This is a genomic window from Synechocystis sp. LKSZ1 (assembly GCF_040436315.1).
Taxonomy (GTDB): Bacteria; Cyanobacteriota; Cyanobacteriia; order Cyanobacteriales; family Microcystaceae; genus Synechocystis.
Genome location: NZ_AP031572.1, coordinates 676,471 through 701,210, shown reverse-complemented (window position 1 = coordinate 701,210; position 24,740 = coordinate 676,471). Strand labels below are relative to the sequence as shown.

At 52.9% G+C, this 24,740-nt stretch carries 24 protein-coding genes and 1 tRNA gene; 13 read left to right on the top strand and 12 right to left on the bottom strand.

All coding sequences use genetic code 11. The features are described from left to right. Positions 1 to 420, bottom strand: coding sequence for a heavy metal-responsive transcriptional regulator (locus ABXS88_RS03385; RefSeq protein WP_353673785.1), 420 nt, complete (start codon positions 418 to 420; stop codon positions 1 to 3). A gap of 182 nt (positions 421 to 602) precedes the next feature. Here ABXS88_RS03385 and ABXS88_RS03380 point away from each other — a divergent pair, with 182 nt between their 5' ends. After that, on the top strand, positions 603 to 1,418 hold the full coding sequence (locus ABXS88_RS03380; protein WP_353673784.1) for a glutaredoxin: 816 nt from the start codon (positions 603 to 605) through the stop codon (positions 1,416 to 1,418). 16 nt (positions 1,419 to 1,434) lie between these two features. On the opposite strand, the gene ABXS88_RS03375 is transcribed toward ABXS88_RS03380, so the two are convergent. Continuing rightward, positions 1,435 to 1,507 (bottom strand) — tRNA-Val (locus tag ABXS88_RS03375). A 53-nt stretch (positions 1,508 to 1,560) separates the two neighbouring features. Here ABXS88_RS03375 and ABXS88_RS03370 point away from each other — a divergent pair. The 3 genes from ABXS88_RS03370 (at position 1,561) to ABXS88_RS03360 (ending at position 3,812) form a co-directional block, all read left to right on the top strand. Further along, on the top strand, positions 1,561 to 2,094 hold the full coding sequence (locus tag ABXS88_RS03370) for a metal-binding protein (protein ID WP_353673783.1): 534 nt from the start codon (positions 1,561 to 1,563) through the stop codon (positions 2,092 to 2,094). Positions 2,095 to 2,159: 65 nt separating this feature from the next. Beyond that, the gene (locus tag ABXS88_RS03365) at positions 2,160 to 3,416 is read left to right on the top strand and encodes a DUF4336 domain-containing protein (RefSeq protein ID WP_353673782.1); all 1,257 of its coding nucleotides are present in this window, start codon (positions 2,160 to 2,162) and stop codon (positions 3,414 to 3,416) included. 51 nt (positions 3,417 to 3,467) lie between these two features. Next, complete coding sequence (locus tag ABXS88_RS03360) at positions 3,468 to 3,812, top strand: phage holin family protein (RefSeq protein ID WP_353673781.1); 345 nt, start codon at positions 3,468 to 3,470, stop codon at positions 3,810 to 3,812. Here the strand turns inward: ABXS88_RS03360 and ABXS88_RS03355 are convergent. The 5 genes from ABXS88_RS03355 to ABXS88_RS03335 all read right to left on the bottom strand — a co-directional run bounded on the left by ABXS88_RS03355 (position 3,768) and on the right by ABXS88_RS03335 (position 8,076). Continuing rightward, positions 3,768 to 4,283 carry a hypothetical protein gene (locus ABXS88_RS03355; RefSeq protein ID WP_353673780.1) on the bottom strand — a complete coding sequence of 172 codons (516 nt, stop codon included), beginning with the start codon at positions 4,281 to 4,283 and terminating at the stop codon, positions 3,768 to 3,770. The genes ABXS88_RS03360 and ABXS88_RS03355 overlap by 45 nt on opposite strands. A 41-nt stretch (positions 4,284 to 4,324) precedes the next feature. Next, a complete protein-coding gene (gene pyrF, locus ABXS88_RS03350; RefSeq protein ID WP_353673779.1) occupies positions 4,325 to 5,017 on the bottom strand; it encodes an orotidine-5'-phosphate decarboxylase in 693 nt (230 codons plus the stop codon). Positions 5,018 to 5,144: 127 nt separating this feature from the next. Beyond that, a complete protein-coding gene (locus ABXS88_RS03345) occupies positions 5,145 to 6,344 on the bottom strand; it encodes a saccharopine dehydrogenase family protein (protein WP_353673778.1) in 1,200 nt (399 codons plus the stop codon). A gap of 296 nt (positions 6,345 to 6,640) precedes the next feature. Then, a complete protein-coding gene (locus ABXS88_RS03340; RefSeq protein ID WP_353673777.1) occupies positions 6,641 to 7,369 on the bottom strand; it encodes a Bax inhibitor-1 family protein in 729 nt (242 codons plus the stop codon). Positions 7,370 to 7,740: 371 nt separating this feature from the next. Further along, positions 7,741 to 8,076 carry a hypothetical protein gene (locus tag ABXS88_RS03335; RefSeq protein WP_353673776.1) on the bottom strand — a complete coding sequence of 112 codons (336 nt, stop codon included), beginning with the start codon at positions 8,074 to 8,076 and terminating at the stop codon, positions 7,741 to 7,743. A gap of 228 nt (positions 8,077 to 8,304) precedes the next feature. Between ABXS88_RS03335 and map the strand changes: the two genes are divergently transcribed. Further along, on the top strand, positions 8,305 to 9,156 hold the full coding sequence (gene map, locus ABXS88_RS03330; RefSeq protein ID WP_353673775.1) for a type I methionyl aminopeptidase: 852 nt from the start codon (positions 8,305 to 8,307) through the stop codon (positions 9,154 to 9,156). Between the two features lie 3 nt (positions 9,157 to 9,159). Next, positions 9,160 to 9,690: a thioredoxin family protein gene (locus ABXS88_RS03325; protein WP_353673774.1), complete on the top strand. Its 531-nt coding sequence runs from the start codon at positions 9,160 to 9,162 to the stop codon at positions 9,688 to 9,690. Between the two features lie 233 nt (positions 9,691 to 9,923). On the opposite strand, the gene ABXS88_RS03320 is transcribed toward ABXS88_RS03325, so the two are convergent. Next, on the bottom strand, positions 9,924 to 11,423 hold the full coding sequence (locus ABXS88_RS03320) for a helicase C-terminal domain-containing protein (RefSeq protein ID WP_353673773.1): 1,500 nt from the start codon (positions 11,421 to 11,423) through the stop codon (positions 9,924 to 9,926). Between the two features lie 78 nt (positions 11,424 to 11,501). Between ABXS88_RS03320 and psb28 the strand changes: the two genes are divergently transcribed. From psb28 to ABXS88_RS03295, 5 genes are all read left to right on the top strand, one after another. Continuing rightward, complete coding sequence (gene psb28 / locus ABXS88_RS03315; RefSeq protein ID WP_353673772.1) at positions 11,502 to 11,837, top strand: photosystem II reaction center protein Psb28; 336 nt, start codon at positions 11,502 to 11,504, stop codon at positions 11,835 to 11,837. Positions 11,838 to 11,954: 117 nt separating this feature from the next. Further along, entirely contained in the window at positions 11,955 to 13,376 is a 1,422-nt protein-coding gene (gene pyk / locus ABXS88_RS03310; protein ID WP_353673771.1) for a pyruvate kinase, read from the top strand. Positions 13,377 to 13,483: 107 nt separating this feature from the next. After that, positions 13,484 to 14,659: a histidine kinase gene (locus tag ABXS88_RS03305; RefSeq protein ID WP_353673770.1), complete on the top strand. Its 1,176-nt coding sequence runs from the start codon at positions 13,484 to 13,486 to the stop codon at positions 14,657 to 14,659. A gap of 79 nt (positions 14,660 to 14,738) precedes the next feature. Beyond that, entirely contained in the window at positions 14,739 to 15,488 is a 750-nt protein-coding gene (locus ABXS88_RS03300) for a hypothetical protein (RefSeq protein WP_353673769.1), read from the top strand. Positions 15,489 to 15,529: 41 nt separating this feature from the next. After that, positions 15,530 to 15,733, top strand: coding sequence for a hypothetical protein (locus tag ABXS88_RS03295; protein ID WP_353673768.1), 204 nt, complete (start codon positions 15,530 to 15,532; stop codon positions 15,731 to 15,733). Here ABXS88_RS03295 and ABXS88_RS03290 read toward each other — a convergent pair. Then, complete coding sequence (locus ABXS88_RS03290) at positions 15,689 to 16,390, bottom strand: MBL fold metallo-hydrolase (RefSeq protein WP_353673767.1); 702 nt, start codon at positions 16,388 to 16,390, stop codon at positions 15,689 to 15,691. The two genes, ABXS88_RS03295 and ABXS88_RS03290, sit on opposite strands and share 45 nt — an antisense overlap. 39 nt (positions 16,391 to 16,429) lie before the next feature. Here ABXS88_RS03290 and ABXS88_RS03285 point away from each other — a divergent pair, with 39 nt between their 5' ends. Continuing rightward, a complete protein-coding gene (locus tag ABXS88_RS03285; RefSeq protein WP_353673766.1) occupies positions 16,430 to 17,968 on the top strand; it encodes a site-2 protease family protein in 1,539 nt (512 codons plus the stop codon). Between the two features lie 38 nt (positions 17,969 to 18,006). Continuing rightward, entirely contained in the window at positions 18,007 to 19,377 is a 1,371-nt protein-coding gene (locus tag ABXS88_RS03280) for a hypothetical protein (RefSeq protein ID WP_353673765.1), read from the top strand. A gap of 11 nt (positions 19,378 to 19,388) precedes the next feature. Here the strand turns inward: ABXS88_RS03280 and nagA are convergent, their stop codons facing one another. The 3 genes from nagA to ABXS88_RS03265 all read right to left on the bottom strand — a co-directional run bounded on the left by nagA (position 19,389) and on the right by ABXS88_RS03265 (position 24,656). After that, the gene (gene nagA / locus ABXS88_RS03275) at positions 19,389 to 20,558 is read right to left on the bottom strand and encodes an N-acetylglucosamine-6-phosphate deacetylase (protein WP_353673764.1); all 1,170 of its coding nucleotides are present in this window, start codon (positions 20,556 to 20,558) and stop codon (positions 19,389 to 19,391) included. A gap of 63 nt (positions 20,559 to 20,621) precedes the next feature. After that, on the bottom strand, positions 20,622 to 21,134 hold the full coding sequence (locus ABXS88_RS03270; protein WP_353673763.1) for an inorganic diphosphatase: 513 nt from the start codon (positions 21,132 to 21,134) through the stop codon (positions 20,622 to 20,624). A 63-nt stretch (positions 21,135 to 21,197) separates the two neighbouring features. Continuing rightward, positions 21,198 to 24,656, bottom strand: a complete 3,459-nt coding sequence (locus ABXS88_RS03265) for an AAA-like domain-containing protein (protein ID WP_353673762.1) — start codon at positions 24,654 to 24,656, stop codon at positions 21,198 to 21,200. Between the last annotated feature and the right edge of the window lie 84 nt (positions 24,657 to 24,740).

Genomic DNA, 24,740 nt, shown 5'->3' with positions numbered 1-24,740 from the left:
CTATCCAAGTACGGAGGCGATTAAAGGACAGACGGCATTTTGGACGTCTGAGTTCTGACTTGCAATAGCCAGCCATTCAGTTGCGTAGTTTTCCAACTCAGCTTTAAAGACAGTCATCTGATGGATTTTGAGATCAAGCTCTGTAATCTTCTGAGCCAATAACTGTTTAACCAATTCACAGGGCGGTTCTCCACTTTGTTTCACTGCTAGGATTTGTCGGGCCTCCTCTAGAGAAAAGCCGAGGGATTGCGCTTTTTTAATAAATTCCACTTGTTGGATTGTTTCAGGGCCATAGTAGCGGTAGTTATTCTCCCCACGCTCCAGGGGGGACAACAGTTGCAACGATTCGTAGTAGCGCAGGGTGCCGACGGAAACACCGGTTTTTTTAGCGATCTCTCCAATTTTTAAGAGCGTAACCATGTCTTTCTCTTCCCAAGCCAGATAGATAGATAAGCCTACTGTAAACCATACAGTCTGCTAGAGAGTCAAGTCTTTGGATCGGAGAAATTTTTCTGAAAATTAGTTCTGATGCTGCTTGACTCTACAGTCAGCTAGAGAGTCTAGAGTAGATTCATTCAGCTTCTACTAGAGAGGTGACGGTAATGGAAGCAATTCGTCAACATTTAACCGATAGTGCTGTCTCGGCCAAGGTATACCGCATGGCCCTGCCCGGCCACGACTGTCCTTGGGGCCTGAAAGCAGTTAATTTATTACAAGAACAGGGAATTCCCTTTGAGGATATTAAGCTAACCTCCCAGGAAGAAGTTGTGCAATTTAAGGCCCAATATCAGGTAGTCACCACGCCGCAAATCTTCTTCGGCGAGACCAGAATTGGAGGCTATGCCGACCTGGCCCAACTATTACAGGTCAATCCCGAAAAAGCAGAGTATTCCTATACGCCAGTTATTGCCCTCTTTTCAACGGCGGGGCTCATGGCCCTGTCCACATCTTTGGGGGTGACGGGTTTCATGGGGATTTCCCTTTCGATGCTGGCATCCTTAAAGTTGATGGATATTGAGGCCTTTGCCAAGAGCTTTGAGAAATATGATCTGATTACCCAGCAATGCAAGCCCTACGGCAAGGCCTATCCTTTCCTTGAATTGCTATTGGGTTTAGGCTATCTATCGGGAATTGTTCCCTTGGCCACAGGGATTGCTTCCTTACTCGTGGGCCTCAGCGGTACCGTATCAGTGTTTAAGGCGGTCTATATGGATAAACTGGCTTTAAATTGTGCCTGCGTTGGTGGTAATTCCAAGGCTCCCCTAGGCTTAGTCAGCTTTTCTGAAAATGCCATCATGGCCCTGATGGGAGCCAGCTTGATTTTTTCTTCCCTGGGAATTCAGGAACTTAACGTAGGGCAAGCCAATCATCTCTATCGAGACTACGCTATTGAGTGGGCCGGGGTTAACCACCGCTAGTTCCAGAACTTGTAGATGGGCGGTACTGGACTCGAACCAGTGACATCCTGCTTGTAAGGCAGGCGCTCTACCAACTGAGCTAACCGCCCCCATCGGTGCTTAGCTATAATAGCATCCTTAATTTAGAAAGGCCAAGTATTTTATGCCGTCGGGAAAAACCCATGACCGAATTACCTGGGCCTTATTTCCTGCCGTTGTTACTGGTGGTTACGTCCTGACTCAGCGTTGGCACCTAGGGGGCCTTGCTGGTATTAGTACCTTATTTGCCGGACTGATGTTTGGGCCAGATCTGGATATTCATTCGGTGCAGTATAGACGTTGGGGTTATCTCCGCTGGCTTTGGCTTCCCTACCGTCGACTGTTCCGCCACCGCTCCTTGTGGTCCCATGGCCTGATGGTGGGCACGGGACTCCGTCTGCTTTACCTGGGCTTGTTTATAGGCCTGGGATTAGGCCCACTCCTTGCCGTTGTTGCCTTGGCTTGGCCTTCTCTAGGAATGTTACTCCAGCAGGGTTTGGCAAAAATTTTTGTGGCCCTCCAGCAACACCCCGAAGAACTCATTGCGCTGGTGCTGGGGCTAGAAATTGGAGCCATGGGCCATACTCTCAGTGATGTTTTAGTCAGTCGTTACCGCCGCCAATTCCGACGAAAACGAAAAACCCACCGACCACGCTAAGCTCTCTGGTGGCCCCGAAACAACGTAGATTAGATCCTAGTGTTCTGTGGTGCTTGTTGCTCAACATGGCGGGAAATTCTGCGTTATCTCCAGCGTCCTCCTCCCAACCCCAACAGGATTGGTCATGGCCTTTTTGGTATCTGGTTCCCATTTATCCCTACGGTCAGAAGCGAACCCTACGGCAGGAAGTAGTGCCGGATTGGATCTGGACCTTTGAGCAACTCCAGGGCATTTTTTATGTGGTGGTGCCGATTCGGATGACAGTGGTACGTCTGGAAGATGGGGGCCTGTTGGTGTATGCCCCCGTGGCTCCGACCCTCGAATGCCGACGCTTACTCCAGGAATTGATTGACCGCTACGGTAAGATCAAGTACATTATCTTGCCGACCATTTCGGGCCTAGAACATAAGGTTTTTGTTGGCCCTTTTGCCCGGCATTTTCCCCAGGCTCTAGTCTACACGGCACCGGGCCAGTGGAGCTTTCCCCTGAATTTACCCCTGGCCTGGCTCGGCTTTCCCTCCCGTCGCACCCAAACACTGCCCGCCGATCCCAGCCAGGCCCCCTTTTTTGCGGAATTTGACTACCGTATTCTCGGCCCGCTGGATTTACGCCTTGGCCAATTTGGGGAAGTGGCATTTTTTCACCGGCCAACTCAGACGCTGTTGGTCACCGATAGCCTGATTTCGATTCCTGAAGATCCCCCAGCTATACTTCAGCTCGATCCCTATCCCCTGTTGTTCCATGCCAAGGATACTGGGCCAGCTACTATCACAGATACACCGAGTCAGCGCCAAAAGGGATGGCAACGGATCTGTCTCTTTGCTCTATATTTCCAAGCTAGTACGCTCCAGATACCCCATTGGGGACAGGTGTTCCAAGAAGCAGGACAGGCCCCGGAACGCCGAGCCAAAAATTATTTTGGCCTGTATCCTTTTCAGTGGAAAACCCATTGGCCAGAAACCTTTCAGCGCCTGCGGGGAGAGGGCCAGTTACGGGTAGCCCCCATTTTACGGGAGTTAATTCTAAATCGCTATCCCCAAACCACCTTGGCCTGGGTTGAACAAATCAGTCAATGGCCGGTAGAGCGTCTAATTCCCTGTCATTTTGCGGCCCCTTTGGCAGTAACCCCGACGGATATCCGTCAGGCCTTTGCGTTTCTCGAACAGCAATTATCCGTTGATAAACAGCGCCTTGTTCAAGACCCTTGGCCCCTACCAGAAGAAGACCTGCAAACCCTGCGCCGCATCGATCATTGGCTCACCCGCTATCGGATTACCCCAGATCCCTATCGAGCTTCCTCGCCAACGCTTGGCAAAACGTGAGTCCTTTGCCATAGTTGAGGCAGACTTGTTCATGATAAACCATTTAAAATTATGAATCCTTTAGGACTTTTAGTGGCCTGGCTTGTGACCTCCGTTAGCCTTTTCATCATTTCCAAGCTACCGACGGGGGTAGAAATTAGTAGCTTCAAGAAAGCGCTGATCTCCGCGCTAGTTTTTGGTCTACTCAATGCCTTTGTACGGCCCGTTCTCGCCTTTTTTGCCTTTCCCCTCACTTTTTTAACCTTTGGCCTCTTTTCTGTGGTCATTAATGCCGCTATTTTTGGCCTGGCAGCCTTTCTGGTGGATGGCTTCTCCCTTCGCTGGGGATTTTGGAGTGCCTTGATGGGAGCCCTACTGCTGGGCTTTATCAATTCCTTGATCTATCGACTCTTTTAACACCCCGGCCTGACAATCCCGGAGCCAGAGTTGAATGGCCCGACCAACGGCGCTATTTTCCGCAGATTGGGGCGGTAAGGGCCGATTTTGAGGTGGCCGGGCTGCGAGTTGAGCGTAGAGCAGGGCCAATTGCCATCCCTGTTGGGTCGGGACAAAAAAGGCCCAGTAAAAGTTCTGCTGGGTATTAATCTGGCGATTATTGTACTGACGCTCTAGAGTCGTAAAAAAAACTTGCTGGGTTGTATCAGGGCCTTGGGGCTGCAACTGCTGTTGATTCAGGGGTAGCGGCTCAAAAATGGGCCGGCCGGCTAAGAGCAGATAACTGCGCAGGGGAGATGCCTCAGAACGGTCACGTTGCGCCACTCGATTCGCATAACTTGGCAGGTCGGCCAATAATCGGTTAACGAGAATCGGCAACGGTTGGGAGCAGGCCTGTGCCACAGGTTGAGCCCGTAAAGCGTCAGATTCCATTGCCCCTAGGAGGGTAAGGCCAACGAGAAGACCAGACCAGCTTAACCGAGTTCCTGGCAAATCATTTCCCATGCTTGTTGGGGCGAAGGGGCCGCAGTAATAGGACGACCAATCACCAGGTAATCGGCCCCGGCCGCCAGGGCCTTTCTAGGGGTCATCACCCGGGCTTGGTCGCCCGTTTGGCTACCCAGTGGCCGTACACCAGGACAAACCAAAAGAAAGTCGGGACGACAGGCCTGGCGTAGTTGTCCCACTTCCTGGGGAGAACACACCGCGCCTTGCAGGCCGGATTCCTGGGCCATCAGGGCCATTTGGAGAATATAGTCTGGAAGTTCTAGGGGGATCTTTAAGTCAAAGGCCAGATCCCGAGAAATTAGGCTAGTGAGCAGGGTGATGGCAATTAATTGGGTGGAGGATTGGCTTTGAGCCAGGGCCTCTGCCGCTAACTTGAGGGCACTGCGGCCCACCGTGGCATGGATGGTTAGTAAATCCACTTGGTAACGACTGGCCGCCCGGCAGGCCCGCATCACAGTGTTGGGAATATCGTGGAATTTGAGGTCTAAAAAAATCCGCTTGTCTCGCTCTTTTAAAATTTCTAAAATCTGTGGCCCGGTACTGACAAAAAGCTCTAGTCCAACTTTCCAAAAGCTGACCTCCGGCAAGGCATTGAGCAGAGTAATGGCCGCTTCCAGATTGGGGACATCTAGGGGAACAATAATACGGTCAGAGGTCATGGCCAGCGGGGAGCAGAGAAACTCAAAGCGCTATCATCCTATCGTTTGTGTCGCTCCTTGTCTAGCACAAATAAAAGTCCCTCTGACGATAAATAAGCCATCAGAGGGGAAGCCAATTTTGAAAAACTTAAGGGTACTCAAAGGGAGACGGCTGATTGATCACCTCATGCCAGGGCAACCCTAGAGGGCCTAGCAACGCCATGAAGGGATCCGGGTCGCATTCTTCTACATTAAAGACTCCCGGTTTTTTCCACAGGCCCCGCACTACCATCAAGGCCCCAATCACTGCCGGTACGCCAGTGGTGTAGGAAATGGCCTGGGAACCCACTTCTCGGTAACATTCTGCATGGTCGCAGTTATTGTAGACGTAGTAGGTCTTGGGTTGGCCATCTTTGAGGCCTTGGATATGGCAACCGATGGAAGTCTGGCCAGAATAATTTTCAGCTAAAGAAGCCGGTTCCGGTAAAACAGCTTTGAGGAATTGCAGGGGAACGATTTTTTGGCCCTGGAATTCGACTTCGTCAATGCGGGTCATGCCCACGGCCTCAAGAACGCGCAGATGGGTAATGTAGGCCTCGGAGAAGGTCATCCAAAAACGAGCCCGTTTTAGACCAGGGATATTTTTCGCTAGGGATTCCAGTTCTTCGTGGTAAAGCAGGTAGGATTCCCGGTTCCCAATTTCAGGGTAGGGAATGGGACGATGAATGGAAAGGGGATCAATCTCAACCCATTGGCCATTTTCGTAGTAGCGGCCCTTTTGGGTAATTTCGCGGATATTGATTTCGGGGTTGAAGTTGGTAGCAAAGGACTGGCCATGGCTACCCGCGTTGCAATCCACGATGTCGAGGTAGTGAATTTCGTCAAAATGGTGCTTCAGGGCATGGGCCGTAAAGACGCCGGTAACGCCTGGGTCAAAGCCACAACCCAGTATAGCCGTCAGGCCCGCTTGCTGAAATTTATCTTGGTAGGCCCATTGCCAATGGTATTCAAACTTGGCCACATCGGGGGGTTCGTAGTTGGCGGTGTCGAGGTAGTGGACCCCAGCTTCTAGACAGGCATCCATCAAGGCCAAGTCCTGGTAAGGCAGGGCCACATTAATTAAGAGTTCTGGCTGAAAGTCCCGCAGTAATTTGACGGTATTACTGACTTGGTCTGCGTCAAGGGCCGCTGTTTTAAGTTTAGGAGAACCGATACGAGCGGCGATTTGGTCGCACTTGGCCTGGGTACGACTCGCCAACAAAATTTCGCTAAAGTCGTTCTGGGCGGCGCATTTGTGGGCCACAACATTGCCGACACCCCCAGCTCCTACAATCATGACTCTGGTCATAGCTTCTCCTTATAACACAAACCCGCAATGACACCTGTTCAGTATGGCATCACTCCCTTGGGGGAATCAATGGCCCGAGCTTTTCGTTTAAAATCTTATCCATAGTGAGGTGAGAAATAAGCAGAACTTAGCGAAATTTTTTCCTCACACACGAAAAATCGCTTGTGCCGTCCTTCGGGGCGGTTGTTTTTTAGGATTGTCACATCAAAAAGAGCCCAAATGATTGGCCCAGAAGAGGGACTGATGAACGTCCCAACCTCCGGGCCAATGCTAGGTAAGTAATCTCCTCAAAGGCCCTAGTCGCGGCCGTTAAGAGCAATCAGTAGGCGCAGAATGAAAATGAAGAGGTTGATATAGGTCAGGTACATGGACAGGGCCGCCGGTAAATATTGGCGGTCATTGTAGGTACGGGGCAGAATATAAAAATCCACCACCGAAGCCCCCGCAAACAGGAATACGCCCACACCAGAAATACCGATTTCTAGCCAGCTAGGCGTATAGACCCCAAAGAATTGCAAGACAATTTGCAGAACCAAAACCACCAGTAGGGCAATAATCCCCAACTGAACCGTTTGGGCCAGGGCCAGGCCATCTTTATCGCCTAAATTAGAGCCGACACTCCGGGCCACCACAAAAGTAACCCCACAGGCAAGGGCCGCAATGCCAATACCTTGAATGCCGACCCCAGAAGTCCCCAGGGCTACGGCAACAATTCCGCTCAAGGTATAGCCAGATAGTAGGCTGTAAACGGCGAGGAGCGGTAAAGCCACGCTATTATTGCCGTTCTCCGCAACGTTGCGGGCAACAAAGAAAAGGATGAAATTCCCGATTAGAGCCCCCCAAAAGGTCATCATGAACAGACCGGGGTTACTGGCCAGCATTCCCAGGCCACCGTAAGTGCCAACAGCGGTCAAAACCAGGCCACCGCCCAGGAAGGGGAGGGCATTGGAAATCACATTAGGGCCCACCAGGGACTGGGTTTGGGCTTCCCGCATGGCCTGCCGGAAGTTACTGGTATTACTCATAAAAACAGTCTCCAATACGCTAGGCGTTTGAATAGAAAACGTATTCTTTAATTTTGGCACCTTTTTCCAGACTGCTTCCCCTTGGCCTAGGGGGCGATCTCCGAACCTTATAACTCCAGGGGACTAATACCAAGATGTGTTTAATTTATTGCAAAGGTTTTGCTTTTGCTATAACCACAAGGCCGACTTAATCGCTCAGGCCGAACGTTTCAAGTCCCGTATTAACGCCAACTCAATTGCCCTCGCTGATTGCTTGTGGGTCAAATCCCACCTCGACCCCAAAGAAGAAAAACTCCGGGCTTCAACTTAGGCGGGGTTTAAATACCGAATTTTCTCTCGCACTCAGCTCAGGGCTGGATTATTTTCCAGTCCTACTGACAAACGTGATGATGAAGCCAGGAACGAATCACCTCCACCCGGCCTTCGTTATAAATCAGCGTTTCAACGTATAACGGTACTCCGTTCAGGCCCTCTTCCGACTCTCCCAGGGCCAAGGCCGCCAATTTCAGATCAAGGTTAGGAGGACTAAAACGACGCTCCTGGGCCTCTCCTGCCTGAACCTCTAAAACCGCAACGCAACGATGTTCCGTTGCACCGGCACCGTCGGACGGACTTTCTCCCACCCCCCAACGGGTTGCTGACGCACTGGATGTATCAACCATTAGCACAACGCTAATGACCAGCAAGGCCAAACTACGGCGGTTCATCCCGGCCCCTGCAAGATTAACTAGAAGTTAAGAAAAGATTATTTAAAATGTAACAATAAAAAACTCAAGCCGTTAGGCTGTGGGACGAATCGTTACATGCCGTAATGGTTTTCCCCTTGACGATAGCCTTGGGGGCCTAAAGCCCGTTTTAAGGATGAGTTTGGTACAATCAACACTACTGTCTGCTTGATCTCAAAGGGTGTTGCCCAGAACCAGTACCTTTGCTCCATGAATATTCTCTCTCAGTTGTTTGCCCCCCCGGTTTCTCCAAGGACAGCCCCCAGTCCTAAACCCTCCCAACGGAACAAAAGCCGTCGGGGAGTGGTGATCAAGTCAGCGGAGGAGATTGCGATTATGCGTCGATCTGCGGCCATTGTTGCCACCGTCCTGAAGGAAATTGAGGCCATGGTCGAGCCGGGCATGAGCACGGGAGACTTGGATGTTTACGCCGAGAGGCGGATCCGGGAAATGGGAGCAACGCCAAGTTTTAAGGGGTATCATGGTTTTCCTGGTTCCATCTGCACCTGTATTAACGCAGAGGTGGTTCATGGCATTCCCAGTCACCGCAAAAAAATCCGGGCGGGGGATGTTCTAAAAGTAGATACTGGGGCCTGTTTCCAGGGTTATCATGGCGACTCCTGTATTACCATTCCCGTGGGTAAGGTCTCCGCCAAGGCCGAACGCTTAATCCGAGTGGCAGAGGAAGCCCTGTTTGAAGGAATTCAACAGGTGAAAGCAGGTAAAGATTTGATGGCCCTGGCCGGAGCCATCGAAGACTATGTGAAAAAGCACGGCTATAGCGTGGTAGAGGAATTTACCGGCCATGGGGTCGGGCGTAATCTCCATGAAGACCCCCACGTTTTCAATGTCCGCACTCGGGATTTACCCAATGTACAACTTAAGGCGGGCATGACCCTGGCCATTGAACCGATTATTAATGCAGGTTCCCGCTACACCCGTACCCTGCGAGACCGTTGGACGGTGGTAACTGTAGATAATGCCCTGTCGGCTCAGTTTGAACATACGGTTTTGGTAACGGCGACGGGCTATGAAATTTTGACGGATAGAACCAAAGTCTAAGGAGTGTTTATGAATCGAGTTAGAAACCTAGTGCTGGCCCTGATGGCAGTTATCTTGAGTGGCGCTATCTATTTCGGTTTTCAAACCCAGGGCAGTGCCACCTCCCTAGAGGCACAGTCCCAGCAGGCCATTCCCCTAGAGGTTGCGTTAAGTAATGGTAAACCGACGCTGACGGAATTTTATGCAGACTGGTGTACTAGCTGTCAGACCATGGCCAAGGACTTAGCCGTAATTAAACGAAAATATGCTGACCAGGTGAACTTCGCCATGCTGAATGTAGACAACAGCAAATGGTTGCCCGAAGTTTTGCGCTATCGGGTCGATGGTATTCCCCATTTTGTGTTTTTAAATGAAGCCGGGGAGGCCATTGCTCAGGCGATTGGTGAGCAACCCCGCACGATCCTAGAGGCTAATCTAGCGGCCCTATTACAGGGCCTGGCATTGCCCTACGCCCGGGCAACGGGTCAAGTCTCGGCCCTAGAAGCGGGCTTTCGTCCCAGTCCGGTGGCCGATCCTCGTGGCCATGGGGGTTAGCGGGGCAATCTCAAAACTGGCCCGTTCTGCCCCCTAATTACTAAATGCCTCTGATTTACTGGGAGACATCCTTGCCAGTATTTTGGAGGCTACACCAATGAGCCATTGGTCAACACGCCTAGAACTCATACTCCTCAGTCTGGCCCTCTCGATCCTAGGGCCGCAGTGGGAAAACGCCCGTATGACGGCCCAATCAATGCCTCTGACCAAGGTTCCGACTTCGACTTTAGAGCCTAACCCAACGAGGGGAATTCTCCTAAATCCGTTGGATCGAGATAACTACAGCGGCCATAGGGTTCTAAGGCCCTCAGAATTTCCCGGCCATAGCTCCGGGAATTAACCCGATGATCCAAAATTGCCAGGGTTCCCTGCCCCTCTCGCAAGGGTAAGACCGCTTGTTGTAAAGCCCGCAGGGCCGTCGGGAGAAGATAGCCCCGAAACCAATCTTGGTGATGACGCTTACAGTAGCTAATGCGATGGGCCACGAGAGGATGCTCGGGGGACGGCAGGGGGAGGGTCGCCAAAATCAATAGCTGGGGCTGACGTTGGTCTTGGGCGACTAGCCAAGCCGACCAACTACTGATCAAAATACCGTTGGCTGGGAAGGGGAAGTTCTCAACCTTCACCCGAGAGCCAAACTCCGCTGCTAACTGACTGGCTAGTTGGGCCTTAAGGGGGACATCATCTAACAAAATTACCGTTGGTTGGGAGGGTGCAGCCTGGTGGAGTAGGTCCTGGATTTGGCCAAACACCCTGGGTTGAAATTCTGGTGTATTGGGCAGAGGCAAAGCGTCGGGCAGATAAACGCGGATCGATTCGGTTTGACGCTGGGGTGAAAATTTCAGGCAGAGGAGGTCGGGGAGGCCGAGGGTCTGACGGTAGGTTGTGGCGGAACGCTCAGGATCCAGGAAACTCCCCAGTAGAATCAAGGGGGCCTGGCGGGGCGGCCAGTAGGGGCGGAGATAGGACGCCAATTCCAGGGGGCTGAGGTGCAAAGTGACCTGGCCCTGGGAACGGTCGAGGCTGGCCCACAACAAAGATTGCTCTGGATTTTCCTGCCAAAACGGGGCTAAGGCCTGGACTTTTGGTAGGGAGACAGGTTGGGACAAAAGGAGTGCTAGACTCTGACGGAGGCAGGCTAGATCTTCTGGGGTTAGAAAATAACAGTTATGGGGATTGTCGGGCCGCGCCAGCAGGGATTGTTTAAGAGCTTCATAGCAGGTTATTAGCGCACTCTCCAGGTGGGGGAATTGGCCTTGCCATTTCTGCCAATCCTCCGGTCGTATCTCGACAGTGAAATAGTCTCTGGCCCAATCTTCAAGGTCATCGGCCTGTTCAATCAAGGTTAATTGATTATTCTGGCCCGTCCACTGGGCCGCCTGGGCGAACCATTCAGCAGGCGTGAGCAGGGTGGGCAAATGATAGGGGGAAGAAAAAGAGGTGTGCTCCGCTAACCAGGCCTGGAGTTGCGGCAGTTCTTTGGTTTGTAGCAGCTCTCGACGGGCCGGCGTAACGACGAGATGAATGGCTTCAGGATTGAGCAAACAAGGTAGGAGATAACTGCAACTATAACGGTGGGGTAAACTGCCGGTTTGGAGTAGCGCTGAGCGTTTAAGGCGGAGGGCCCGAGAAATCAAACGACCGAGGGTCAGGGCATGGGGCCAGGGAGGGGACGTGGCTTGCCTGAGCCATTGTTTGATGACGTCGTGGATTTGAGCCTCTAGCAGTGCCATGGAGAGTGTGCTTTTCGGGTCTTGAGAATTTGTGAGATGATAAAAAACTACGGTTTATAACTTTTAAGGATAACAAGCATGGCCGAAATTCAATTCTCTCGGGGTGTCAAGGAAACGGTGATTCCCGATGTGCGGGTCACCCGTTCCAAAACGGGAGTCAGCGGAACGGCGCGATTCTACTTCGATGCGCCCACCATCCTGAATAAGGAAAGCAGTGATGAGATTACTGGGATGTACCTGGTGGATGAGGAAGGAGAAATTGTCACCCGAGAAGTTAAAGGAAAATTTGTCAACGGCCGCCCGACTTCCATTGAAGCAACCCTGATTTTGAACTCCCAAACTGAGTGGGATCGGTTTGTGCGGTTTATGGAACGCTACGGTGAAGAAAACGGCCTGGGATTTACCAAAGCCTAAAGCGTTGGGGGTGAGTCTGTCTCATTTGTTAGTCACTTCTTGATATCTTCTTGACCTCTATCTCGCCAAACTGGCCCTAGACTAAAGGGGCCACGTCGCGTTAGAAGAGTCTGACCCATGAAACCCCTGACCCATCGGACAAAAATTGTGGCCACCATTGGCCCTGCCAGTAGTTCCGTCGAAACCCTGCGGGAGATGGTCAATGCCGGCATGAACGTGGCCCGTCTCAATTTTTCCCACGGGAGTTACGACGACCACGCCCGGATTGTGCAACTCCTCCGCTCGGTAGAAGCGGAATTAGATAGTCCCATCACCCTGCTCCAGGACTTGCAGGGGCCTAAAATCCGGGTCGGGCAACTGCCAGGAGAAGGACTGGCCCTCAAGGAGGGTGACTCCCTGACCCTGGTTCCCTTAGCCCGCTGGGCCGACTTTCCCGATGCCGTTGGCCTGGACTATCCCTATTTGGCGGAGGAGGCCAGCCTGGGGGAACGCATTCTGCTCGATGATGGGTTAATGGAATTGCGCGTGGTGGCCCTACAAGACCCCGCCGTCGTCTGCGAAGTGGTCACCGGTGGCCTGCTCAAAAGTCGCAAAGGGGTGAATATTCCCGGCCTGGATCTGAAATTGCCGTCGATGACTCCCAAGGATCAACAGGATCTGGAGTTTGGCCTAGGCCAGGGCATTGACTGGGTTTCCCTCAGTTTTGTTCGCAAGGCCGATGACATTCTGGCCTTAAAACGCTTTCTGGCAGAACGCAACTATCCTGACCTGCCGGTCATTGCCAAAATTGAAAAACCCCAAGCCATCAATCATTTAGATGAAATTGTGGCCGTGGTGGAGGGCCTGATGGTAGCGCGGGGTGACCTGGGGGTCGAGATGAAGCCGGAACAGGTGCCCCGTCTGCAAAAACAAATTATTCGGGCCTGCAACCTCAAAAGTATTCCGGTGATTACAGCGACCCAAATGCTGGATAGCATGATCCATAATCCGCGGCCGACCCGGGCCGAAGCCAGTGATGTAGCCAACGCCATTCTGGACGGCACCGATGCCGTCATGCTCTCCGGGGAATCCGCCGTCGGGGCCTATCCGGCCCGATCCGTGGCTATGCTGCGACGCATTGCCGAAGAAACCGAGCGGGATTTAAAGTTTGAGAATGCCCCCCCAGCAGCCAATACCCAGACCCACGCCCTCAGTGAAGCATTGGTCGTCATTGATGAAATTTTAGACCTGCGGCTGATCGTCACCTTTACCACCAGTGGCCACACCTCTCTCTTAGCCTCCAATCAGCGGCCTTCCGTTCCCGTGGTGGCCTTTACCCCTAGCGAACGAGTTTACCATGCCCTTAATCTGGTGTGGGGGGTGATTCCCTTGTTGATTCATGAGGAGTTTGATAGCTTTGAAGACCTGATCGCCCAGGCAGAACGTAATCTGCGAGAACGTCAGATGGTGAAGCCAGGCGACCAAATTTTAATCATGGCCGGGATTCCCACCAAGCAACCCCGAGGCACTAATTTTTTAAAAATTCACCGTATTGATTAGCCGAAAGTTGTCTTCGTTGCGCCAAAGTTTCCGTACCCCCATGGTCTAGAGTAGTAAGGAGAGGCTTCGCATTGCCTGCCCACCCCTTCCTCGCCAGCCATCGTCGCATGTCAACTTCCTCTGGACAAGGCTCTTCACCACCTGTCTCGTTGCAGTTCTTGCTGTTTATTGATGAGCGCCCCAACTCCCAGGATAATGTGCAGGACATCCGAGCGTACTTAGAAAATTTAGCGTGCCACCAAAGCTTTGATCTCCAGGTTCTAGAAATTAGTCAGCACCCCCACTTGGTGGAGCATTTTCGTTTAGTTGCCACACCTTCATTAGTCAAGTTTCTCCCGGAACCCCGTCAAGTGCTGGCGGGCAGTAATATTGTCCATCAACTGCAAAAATGGTGGCCCCGCTGGGAGCAGGAATTACTTAAATTACAGCAGTTTTCAAGCTCATCTGACCCCCAAGAGCCCACAACAGAGCAGGCTCCCAGTTGTCCCCGAGAAATCTCCGCCGTGGGGTATTCTGGGGAACTGATGAAAATGACCGATGAAATTTTTAAGCTCAAACAGGATCAAGAGGCCCTGCTCGAACAACTCCGGTTTAAAGATCAAATTTTGGCGATGCTGGCCCACGACCTCCGTAGTCCCCTCACCGCCGCCTCCATTGCAGTAGAAACCCTGGAGCTATTGCAAAGTAAACCGGAGCACGCCAAAACTCCCCACCTACGCGAGCAGTTATTCTACCAGGCCCGCAAGCAGTTTCAGGTCATGAATCGTCTCATTACCGACATTCTGCAGGCCTCGCGCAACATGAACGCCCAGTTTCAGGTTAATTGTCGCCCCCTCTGCCTGCAATCCCTCCTGCACGAAATTTTGGAACTTTACCAGGAACAATTCCAGGAAAAGATGTTGACGTTTCACTGCGATATTCCCCAAGACCTGCCCCTGGTATTTGCGGATGAAGAATTAATTCGCCAAGTGATTGTTAACTTGCTCGACAATGCAATTAAGTACACGCCCCACCAGGGAAGCATTACCCTTTCGGCCCTGCATCGTACTACTCAAAAGATACAAATTAGTCTCGCGGATACCGGGCCAGGTATTCCCGATTCAAAACAAGAGTCTATTTTTGAGGGCCATTTTCGGCTCCAGCGGGATCAAGAAAAGGAGGGCTACGGCTTGGGATTATCTCTCTGTCGTAAGATTATCCAGGCTCATTACGGCCAAATTTGGGTCAACAGTGTTCCTAATCAGGGGAGTTGTTTTCACTTTACTCTGCCTGTGCATCGCTGAATTGGGGGAAAATAATAGAAGCGGGGCAAGCCGGCAGACACGCCTGTGGGGACGCGAATCAACGGTAGGTTAGAAAACTGTGGCACATCTAGAACTGAAAGCACCAAACCGCAATGGGCGGGTCACTATTATTGTCAATGCCAAGATGAAGCAGGAGGGACGCTTAATTGCCGCTTCCCCCGTCACGGAACGAATGGTCTCAGCTTTGAAGCAGGCCATTATGGCCCATTCTCCCCATACTATTATTGAAACGATTGCCGCCGCCTCCCTCTGGTCGGAAGGGGCCCAACGCCACACCAATCTTGCCGGTCGTATCTACTGTCCCCTCACCATTCAACTGCCCCAATGGTTAACCTTTCCAGCCCAGGCCATGTACCAGGCCTGTCAAGATATCCAGGGCCGTCGCCAATGGGTGCATCAACACCTCCACATCCCGGTTAACGCTGACCCCCAAGGGCTAGGGGATTGTTGGCTACCGATTATTTGGACGGCCCAGGGGGCCCTCTACGGGGCCATTATCGGTGAAGGCATGATGCCCAACGCCTACCAGCAACCCCTTTCTCTGACCACATCCCAGTATCAGCAACTCCAGCACCTGGGCCAGCATCTGCTGGAAGATTTGGCCGCGCCGCCATCGGTGTATCTCCTGCAATTTAGTCTGCTGAACCAGGAGATTATCTTTGACCGTCTCTGGCCCTTTCCCGCTGCACCGGCCCTTGCCTCCCTCGGCACATCAACGCCGGATCTGTTCACCTACCACTGGTATTGTCTCAACAACCTCAGTCTAGCGGCCATTCAAGGCCTGACGCCCCAGAATGCGTTAACTTAAAAAACGACCTGCTTAACCTCCCATGTCCAGAGGAATTTTCCATGTTTTTGGATGAATTGCAACCCCTTGCCAAGGAATTACTCCAGCAACCCATTGCCTTTAGTGGCGGGTTTGTCTCTGGCCTTTTGCGCCTCAAACCCTCCGATGACCCCTTGAAAAGTTGGCTCGAGAAACAGGGCAACGCTTCCTCGGGAAGTTCGTCATCCTTCTCCAGTCAACGCCCCCAGAGCATTACTATCGACTAGGGACTGGTAAGCATTAGCGATGGTATTCCGTCCCCGCAAAAAGCCCGAATTGGCCCCTGGACAGATATGTTCCAGGGTGTCGGGGCTAAACTGCTCTAGCAAGCGATGCACCTGGGCGACTTGTCTGGGCCAATGAAAGGTTTTCGCTAAACGCAGGGGCCGGGGCTGGCCCTGGGCATCGGGAAGCAGATGCCGACCAGTAAATAAAATTCCCCCCTGGCGACGGTCGTAGAGGCAAGCCGATCCCGGTGAGTGGCCGGAAGTCCAAAACGCACGCAGATCGGGCAGCAGTTCCCAGGTCTGATGGAAATTGGTGACAGGTAAGCCTGGCAGAAGATAGGCCTCTTGTTCTTGAATCACCAGCTCACACTGGAGCGTTTTTTGCATGGCTCCGATGTCTTTGCTAATACCGCCACGATGGGTCAGAAACAACCAACGGACTCCGCCCTGCTGGTTTAAAAAGTGTTGGGTAACCTCGTCCCAATGGGGACAATCCACCAGGAGATTGCCAGCAGGATGTAGGATCAAGTAGGCAGTTCCCCCCAAAATATCGCGGTTCGGGGCAAATCGATAGACGGGGGGCAAAATGAGACGAGGAAGCTTGGCTGAAGAATTCAAAATGGCAAAGAGGGACAGCGTGGACAGGATATTACTCACAAAAAGCTTACAGGGAGATGTCCTACACTGGAAATTACGATGGGACTTATCTCCCCTACTTCCCGTTGCAACCAGGAAACTGGCCTGTCTTCCATTGAGTTTTTGACCATGTGGCTATTTCTATTTCTGCTGGGCATTATCACGTATCTGATTGTGCAAAATAATGCGGCAAAGATAACCCGTACTCCGATTTGGCTACTGTGGTCCGTGCTGATGTTGCCGGCTTTTCTCTGGACGCTGTGGGCGGCGATCTACGGCGAAAAGGAACCCATGCCCTTGATTTTGCTATTGGGGCCTTTTTTAGTCTGTCCTTGGCTGTACTGGTGGTTGGTGCAGAGGGGCCGTATTACTTCTTCGACGGAAAGCGGGTCTGAGCAAGCTGATTTAGCCCCCCTGTCCACTGCTAATTCCCCGACTGGCGGCCCCCGTCCCATTGATGCCCATGAGGAAAAATCCCTGCGAGATTGCTTTCCCTGGGGAGTCTATTACCTCCAACAATTGGATTATCGGCCCCAAGCCATCCTCTGTCGTGGCAAACTCCAGGCGGCCCCAGAAATGGCCTATCAGCGCATTAAAGAGAATGTAGAACGGGCCTTTGGCGACCGCTTTCTGGTGTTATTTCAGGAAAGCTTGCAGGGCCAACCCTTCTTTGCCCTGGTTCCCAATCCTAAAACCGAGACCCCGACCCAACCGGAGACCGACCGCCTAACCCGTCCTTGGTTGGCCCTGGCCCTGCTCTTAATTACCAGCTTTACCACCCTAGTCGTTGGTGCAGGCATGTCCGGCGTTACCGATAAGGCCCTACAATCCAATCCCGAGGCCCTGTGGCAAGGCCTTCCCTACAGTGTGGGTATTATCCTCATTTTAGGGTGTCACGAATTGAGCCATTATCTGACGGCCCGGGCCTACGGTATTCGCAGTACCCTACCCTACTTTATTCCCGTGCCCTTTTTTCTCGGCACTTTCGGGGCCTTTATCCAAATGAAATCCCCGGTGCCCCATCGGCGAGCCCTGTTTGATGTGGCCCTGGCGGGGCCCTTGGGGGGATTAGTGGTGGCCCTGCCCCTCCTTTGGTGGGGGTTAAGTCAATCCCAGGTGGTTCCCCTCACAGAGAAGAGTAACCTGTTGACCTTTTCCTCGCTGGATCCCCGTTTCTCCGTGCTGATGGGGGTAGTCAGTAAGTTGGCCCTGGGAGCGAGCTTTGGCCCTGAACAGGGCCTGGCCCTTCATCCCCTAGCCATTGCCGGTTATCTGGGCCTGATTGTGACGGCCCTGAATCTGATGCCCTTCGGTCAACTGGATGGGGGCCATATTATTCATGCCATGCTCGGCCAACGGGCGGCGATCGTGGTTGGGCAATTAACGCGCATCGTGATGCTGGTACTGGCTTTTCTGCGCCACGACTTTTTCCTCTGGGCCATTATTTTGCTCCTGATGCCCGTAGGGGATCAACCGGCCCTGAATGATGTGACGGAGCTGGATAATCGCCGTGACTTGCTGGGGATCTTGGCTATGACCATCTTGGTGAGCATTCTTTTGCCCCTACCCGGTGCCCTGGCCCAGTGGCTCAGAATTTAAAGGACATCACCAAGTAAAGATGGCATTGGAGACCCCCTATGGAGTCCGCTCCCAGTACTTTTACCCTCCCCGACCTGACCCATCCCCAGGAATTGTTACAGTTTGGGCAACAGGCCTGGCAGATCAGTCAATGGTTGCTCTTGTTCTTGCTTGGCCTAGGGGTGGTTTTAGGCTGGCTGAATTTTTCCCAGCGTCATCATTCAGAAGAAAATAGAGCAGACGGGTTAACGGCCCTGCTGGTCAACTACAGCAAAATATGGCATCAGGTGGGTCATGGATTGGTGTTACTCGCCATTGTGAGTTTTGGCTTCCTGCTTTGTTCTACCCTCGCTAATCGCTACCATCACTGGGAACAACAACAAATCCAGCAAACAGCCACTACGGTGACAGGAGAACGCTTAGAGCAGGTGGCTCCCCGACTTCGGTATGTTATTGAAGAACCCTACAGTACCTTTGTCTATATAGACGGCAAGGCCACCGAGGTGGAACGGCTCCAACAAGTCAATCGTTTCTTGTCGCCAAGTTCTGCTCAGATTGAGGTCAAAATTAATCAGGTTTTCGACCCGGCTAGCCCCCGCTTTATTTATCAATCGGCCTTGAAAGCAGAATACCGAGTCACCAATAGCCTTGAGCGTCGCCAGGACTTTGTGTTTGAGGTACCTCCGCCGTCTGGCTACACGCTTTTGCAAGACTACCGCATTGAGCAACAGGGCCGGCCACTCCAGCCGGAAAACCAAGGAGAATATCATTTTCCGTTGGCCCTTAATGCCGACGAATCAGCCACTTTCCAGGTGAGTTACCAGGCCCAGAGTGCTTCCCGTTGGGTTTATAGCAGTCCTCAAGGCCCTTTGTCACAATTTCGTCTCAGTATTCTGGCTAATTTTCCCAATGCCGATTTTGCCAGTGGGATTGTACCTTCAGAAACCACAGCAGAAGGGATGGGGACGCGCTTTACCTGGGCCTTTACGGATAATGTCTCTGTCCAAAATCCCTTTGGGGTTTTCACGACTACCCACAACGTTCAAAAAACCGGTATTTTGCCCCGTTTACTCCTCCTGGCCCCGGCGATTTTTCTATGGTGGTGGGCCCTACTTTACTTCAGTGGGCCCTGGGAATTGAGGGATACCCTCGTCAGTTCAGCTTTTTTCTTTGCGATCCTTCTTTGTTTGACCTACCTCAGCCGTCTGGCCGATGCCCGGGCCGTGTGGGGTGGCTTAATCTTTCCTGTTGTGGGGTTTGCTTGGTTAATGGGGAAGCGGTATCAAAGAGTTGGCAGTACCTTAATGGTCACGTTGGGGGGATTGATTATTCCCATTGCTGGTTGTCTCATCCCCTACACTGGCCTCTCCCTAAGCGTAGCTGGCCTGATTTCGGTGGCGGCATTAGTGATTTTTCCGAGAAGAACTTAACCCCAGAGGATTCAAACCCGGAGGCCATCGGTGAGACGCTGCCAGCCTAACTTGCGTGGGTTTTCTTGCCAGTGCCACCGTAACAAAGTGGCGGGACTGCCGACTCCCAAGCCTGGCCGGTTGATGGCCCGACGGGGAGATTCCGTAGCTAGGGCAATGGCAATTTCAGGAGGACAGAGACGCCAGTCCCAGAGGTTTTGTACTCCCCTCAGCAGCGGCAGGGTAGTACCGGATAGCGTGCCGTCTCGGAGGCGAGCCGTTCCTTGGCAGACGACAATTTCTCGCTCATCCCAGGGATAAATCCCATCGGCGAGTCCCAAGGGGGCCAGGGCGTCACTGACTAAAAAAAGCTTGTCGAGCACATCGGGCCGTTGCAGAAGGAGATGAAGCATCAGGGGCGCAACATGCTGGCCATCGGCAATCAGGCCACAGGCTATCCCAGGTTCAAACAGGGCCGCTCCCAGGAGTCCCGGTTGGCGGTGGAGCAGACTCGGCATGGCATTAAAGGCGTGGGTCACGAGATGGGCCCCCGAAGCAAAGGCCTGACTCGCTTGTTCAGCGGTCGCTTGGGAATGGCCGAGACTCACGTGAATGCCTAGGGCCTGGAGGTAGGCCAGGGCCTGGCCTGTCGGTTCCAATTCCGGGGCCAGGGTCATCACAGTCACCAGATCGGCGTAATCTCCTAGTACTTGCTGGAGCGTGTCTAGGGTCAAGGGTTGCAGAAATTCCTGGGGATGGGCCCCGCGTTTTTCGGGATTGAGAAAGGGCCCCTCTAGGTGAACTCCCCAAATTTTGGCCTGGTTCGAGGCCTGGGGTTGTTGCAGAAAAGTTTTAATTACGGCCAGGGCCCGGTGAATATTTTCTGTGGCGGTAGTGACTAGGGTTGGTAAAAAGGCGTCAATGCCCTCACTCCAGAGAAACTCACAGATTTTTTGTAATCGGGGTAAATCGGCAAGCGTCAGTTCAGGAAACGCCAGGCCCAAGGCCCCGTTGATCTGGAGGTCAACCCCCCCCAGGGATAACCAATCCCCCGCTAGATCCAAGCCTAACTCTGTACTAAGCCAATCTGCCTGGGGAATAAGGTTGGCTATAGCCCCCTGCTCAATCTGAACTTGGTACAGGCCGGTATAACCAATTAAATGAGCATTAAAATATTGCACCGTAGGAAGCCAACGAGGCATTGCTGAATAGAGAGTTTTCCCCCAAAGTCCCCCAAGTTGGGGGACTGATCAACGAGGGCAGGCCTATTTTTGACCGGCTTTAATGCACTGTTCCACTAGAGGCAGAACCGCATCCACATCTTTCCAGCCCAGAATTTCTGTGACTTTCTTTTCCAGATTTTTGTAGGTACGGAAAAACTCGGCAATCTCGTCGAGGCGATGGCCCGCAATATCGTTAAGGGATTTGACGTAGCTGTAGCGGGGGTCTTTATCGGGCACACAGAGGATCTTTTCGTCCCGGTCGCCACCGTCAATCATTTCCAACATGCCAATGGGACGGGCGGCAATTACACAGCCAGGAAAGGTGGGCTGATCCATTAGCACCATACCATCGAGGGGGTCGCCATCATCAGCCAGAGTGTTGGGGATAAAACCGTAATCGTAGGGGTAGTGAACCGATGCGTACAGAACGCGGTCTAGCGCAAAAGCATTGAGGTCTTTGTCAAATTCGTATTTATTTTTGCTACCGGCGGGAATTTCCACGAGGACGTTAATCAGACCGGGCTTGGGTTGGGCGGGGATGCGTGCTAAATCCACGAATTTTCTCCAAAGGGTGACAAGTAAATAACCTAGAGCATTCTAGCGGCATTGGTTGCCCCCTTAACATTGGGGGAGTTGTTGACGTTGCTGGGGATGCGTTTCCAGATAATTCCCTAACCACTGACAGCCCTGGCGCAATAAATTCCCTAGCCGTTCGTACTCCAATGTCACGGGCCAGCGAGTCAAATGACCTGTCGGGCCAACGCTCAGCAAGAAACGACTATCCGAGCTAAAGGTAAGGCCCTGGAGCCCTAGGCCTTGGCCCTGCCATTCCCCCCGTAGTTGGCCTTGGCGATCCCAGAGCCGGACCATACCATCACTAGAGGCTGTGGCGATCCATTGGCCATCGTTGCTCAGACCCAGGTGTTGTATCGGTAAGGGATCACTGTGGAGGGTTTGTAACAGTTGACCGTTGCTAGACCAGCGTTTTGCGTCGCCATCCCGTGAGGCGGTGAGGAAGCTTTGACCATCGGCCTGCCAACGGACTTCATAGATCAACTCACGATGGCCCTGCCAGCGTTTTACTAAACGGCCGTCTAAATTCCAGAGGCTGAGCTGGCCATTGTCACTGGCAACCAATAGCTTGCCAGTACGGGGATTAAAGGCCAGACTCCGGAGACGGTCACTACTCACCGCCAATACTTTCCAGGGCGTTGCCTGGGCCTGCTGTAAATCCCAGAGCCAGACTTTGCCGGCCCGAGTCGCTACGGCTAGGTAGCGTTGGTCAGCACTCAGACTGAGGTCATAGATGCGTCCCATGTCTGCCTGGAGGGTCTTGAGTAATCGTCCCTGGCGATCCCAGACCTGTAGGGTGCCGCCCCCGGCATTGCCCACGAGCCATTGGCCATCCTGACTCAAGGTCAGATGACTTAGGCCAGCGGTTTCTGGGGGAAAGGTCTGGAGCAAATGGCCCTGTAAATCCAATATCTGTAGGGGTTGGGAATCCCAGGCCAGGGCCAATTGATTGCCACCAGGATACAGGGCCACTCCCGTCAGCCGGCCTGGCAGGAACGGTTTAGTTAATTCCGGTGCGTGCTCTAAATTCCACAATTTAATGGTGGCATCCTCCGAGGCGGTTGCTAGCCAAGAGCCTTGAGGGGCCAGGGCCAGACCGGATACTGATTCAGTATGGCCCCTTAGGGTGTTGAGGATATTACCCTGGCGATCCCAGACCAGCACAGTGCCATCGCTAGAGGCGGAAAACAGTCGTTGACCATCAGCGCTAAACTGCACTTGCGTCACTAGCTCTTGGTGTCCCCGCCAGGTAGCTAATAACCGACCATCTAAACTCCAGAGCCGTAGGGTGCCATCCTCCGCGGCCGCGACAATCGTTTGGCCATCAGGACTAATGTCTAGGCTAAAAAAAGCCAGGTCTTTGAGGCCAAATTGACGCAGGAGCTGTCCCTGGAGCGACCAACGACGAATATGGCCATCTCGACAAACCGTTATAAAGGATTGTCCATCAGGGCTAAATTGCACATCATCCACGGACTTACCATGGCCTTGGAAAACCCGGACTAATTCGCCATTGCGCCGCCACAGTCGGGCCGTGCGGTCTCGACCCACAGAGACTAAGTATTGACCATCCGGGCTAAAACGGACGCCATAGACTGAGCCTTGGTGGCCACGCAAGGTCTTGAGGAGTTGGCCCTGGGCCGTCCAGAGCTTAACCGTGCCGTCTTGGGACGCGGAAGCCAAACGTTGACCATCAGGGCTAAAGGCTACTCGGTAAACGGCCCCCTGGTGGCCGGGCAAGGAGCGCAGGAGTTGGCCACGGAGATTCCAGAGGCGAATACTGTAGTCGCGGCTGGCGGAGGCCAGGACTTGTCCATCGGGCCGAAAGCTAACGCTGGTCACGCCTTCCTGGTGGCCCTGGAGTTGATTTTTCTCCTGGATACGACTCAAAATGCGCTGGAGGGCCAGGAGGGGGCTGGTGGCCGGATAGTCGGGCAATTGATCCTGGGGCTTAACTAAGGCATAAAGGCTTTGACCAGCCTGGAGGGCCGAGACGAGACCATGGATTTGCTCAAAATCAAACTGACGATTGGCACTATCCCCCAGGCGCTGGAGCTTCGTCCCGGCCTGGGCCGTCTGCTGTTTGGCCGAAGCTATTTGGGCTTGGCGCAGGGCAAAAACAGACCCCAGCAAAGAAGTCACGAGTATGGCTAGGCCGATCCAAATCATCCGTTGGGCCTTACGGTTGGCGGCCTGGAGAATTTGATTGGCCCGTTCCGATTCCTGCCGTTCTAGGGTCTGACTGGCATTAAGGTACTGGTAATCGAGGGGACTCAGGCTATGGTGATTGGCCCAGGCCAGGGCCGCTTGCAAGGCTTGGCCCCGCAGGAGACGAGAGGTATCCTGACCATCGGTAGCTACCCAGGCCAAAAAAGATTCGGAATAGGGCCGGAGCTTGGCCAGTTCCTGACTCACCCAAGCGGGGTTAAAAACAGATTGGTAAATGCGGTTATAGACCTGGAGATGACTATTGACCTTAACCACCAGGCCCGTTAGGCGGAGTTCCGTTTGTTCCGGGCTATCATCCGCCGTAATACTCCCCTGGCGTAAAATCTCTTGATAGAGGCCCAACAGTTTGCCGCTGTGGGCGGGAGTCCTGAGCAGACGGTCACGGATCGTTCTCAAATGGACTGGTTCATCCTGGGATTCCCAATGCTCTAGAATTTGGGACTGGATGACCTGCTCGACGCGCTCGATTTCTTGCCCAACGGGAATTGTTGATTCCTGGGTCAACAACAGACTACAAATTTTTTGGGTTAAAAACGGTTGGCCTCCCGTCCAGGCCAGAATGGCTTGCAACACCTGGGATGGATTGGCGGCGAGGGGGGCTAACCCCTGGGCCAAGGGCTGAATTTCTGCAGGGCTAAAACCATTGAGGGCAACGGCTTGGCCGATGTTAAAAGGGGTTTGGGTTTTATCCTGGATCAGATCTGAGGGAGTCGCCACGCCAAACAAGGCAAAGCAAAGACGGTCATACTCGGGATGCTCGGCCCGTTGGTTATAGCAAAAACGAATAAAGGAAAAAAAATCATCCAGGGAAAAGGGCAGACTCAGTACCTTATCAATTTCATCAATAAAAATGAAAACACGGGTCTGGGTAAACTGAGGCAACACTACCGTATCTAAAAACTCCCCTACCTTCTGAACCGGCGACAGGTGGTCTCGCTCCTTGAGCCAGGCCTTGAGATTGAGCTTGCCCGCCAGGGCCAGGCCCAAGAATAACTGAGTAATTAGGCCGTTGTACCATTTGTGCGGATCCGCTTCATTGCCCAGGCTCGTAATATCGATGGAAACACAGACAAAACCCTGCTGCTGGAGGTTGTGCATGGTTCTAACCCGCAGGCTAGACTTGCCCATCTGGCGGCAGTTGAAAACATAACAGAATCGACCGTTCAGCAGGGCCTGTAGGAGTTCTTGGTCAGCGGCCCGTTCCACGTAGGTGGGATGGTTATGGGCCAGGCTACCCCCGACTTTATACAGTAGCCGTTGGCTGGCCTCTAGCATGATCCACCCCCCTGACTTACTGGGAGGGGAGGAGGTTGAGTTGGGCAGAGGGCCTGGGTTGCCCGAGACAATCGTAGAGGCCTT

What these genes read in the sequence shown, in the direction of transcription:
- nagA (WP_353673764.1), bottom strand. Translation starts at nt 20,558, where the DNA reads ATGCCTCGTTGGCTTCCTACGGTGCAATATTTTAATGCTCATTTAATT.
- ABXS88_RS03385 (WP_353673785.1), bottom strand. Translation starts at nt 420, where the DNA reads ATGGTTACGCTCTTAAAAATTGGAGAGATCGCTAAAAAAACCGGTGTT.
- ABXS88_RS03320 (WP_353673773.1), bottom strand. Translation starts at nt 11,423, where the DNA reads ATGGCACTGCTAGAGGCTCAAATCCACGACGTCATCAAACAATGGCTC.
- pyk (WP_353673771.1), top strand. Translation starts at nt 11,955, where the DNA reads ATGAAACCCCTGACCCATCGGACAAAAATTGTGGCCACCATTGGCCCT.
- ABXS88_RS03305 (WP_353673770.1), top strand. Translation starts at nt 13,484, where the DNA reads ATGTCAACTTCCTCTGGACAAGGCTCTTCACCACCTGTCTCGTTGCAG.
- ABXS88_RS03360 (WP_353673781.1), top strand. Translation starts at nt 3,468, where the DNA reads ATGAATCCTTTAGGACTTTTAGTGGCCTGGCTTGTGACCTCCGTTAGC.
- ABXS88_RS03285 (WP_353673766.1), top strand. Translation starts at nt 16,430, where the DNA reads ATGGGACTTATCTCCCCTACTTCCCGTTGCAACCAGGAAACTGGCCTG.
- ABXS88_RS03345 (WP_353673778.1), bottom strand. Translation starts at nt 6,344, where the DNA reads ATGACCAGAGTCATGATTGTAGGAGCTGGGGGTGTCGGCAATGTTGTG.
- pyrF (WP_353673779.1), bottom strand. Translation starts at nt 5,017, where the DNA reads ATGACCTCTGACCGTATTATTGTTCCCCTAGATGTCCCCAATCTGGAA.
- ABXS88_RS03380 (WP_353673784.1), top strand. Translation starts at nt 603, where the DNA reads ATGGAAGCAATTCGTCAACATTTAACCGATAGTGCTGTCTCGGCCAAG.
- ABXS88_RS03340 (WP_353673777.1), bottom strand. Translation starts at nt 7,369, where the DNA reads ATGAGTAATACCAGTAACTTCCGGCAGGCCATGCGGGAAGCCCAAACC.
- ABXS88_RS03295 (WP_353673768.1), top strand. Translation starts at nt 15,530, where the DNA reads ATGTTTTTGGATGAATTGCAACCCCTTGCCAAGGAATTACTCCAGCAA.
- ABXS88_RS03335 (WP_353673776.1), bottom strand. Translation starts at nt 8,076, where the DNA reads ATGAACCGCCGTAGTTTGGCCTTGCTGGTCATTAGCGTTGTGCTAATG.
- ABXS88_RS03265 (WP_353673762.1), bottom strand. Translation starts at nt 24,656, where the DNA reads ATGCTAGAGGCCAGCCAACGGCTACTGTATAAAGTCGGGGGTAGCCTG.
- map (WP_353673775.1), top strand. Translation starts at nt 8,305, where the DNA reads ATGAATATTCTCTCTCAGTTGTTTGCCCCCCCGGTTTCTCCAAGGACA.
- psb28 (WP_353673772.1), top strand. Translation starts at nt 11,502, where the DNA reads ATGGCCGAAATTCAATTCTCTCGGGGTGTCAAGGAAACGGTGATTCCC.
- ABXS88_RS03365 (WP_353673782.1), top strand. Translation starts at nt 2,160, where the DNA reads ATGGCGGGAAATTCTGCGTTATCTCCAGCGTCCTCCTCCCAACCCCAA.
- ABXS88_RS03280 (WP_353673765.1), top strand. Translation starts at nt 18,007, where the DNA reads ATGGAGTCCGCTCCCAGTACTTTTACCCTCCCCGACCTGACCCATCCC.
- ABXS88_RS03355 (WP_353673780.1), bottom strand. Translation starts at nt 4,283, where the DNA reads ATGGAATCTGACGCTTTACGGGCTCAACCTGTGGCACAGGCCTGCTCC.
- ABXS88_RS03370 (WP_353673783.1), top strand. Translation starts at nt 1,561, where the DNA reads ATGCCGTCGGGAAAAACCCATGACCGAATTACCTGGGCCTTATTTCCT.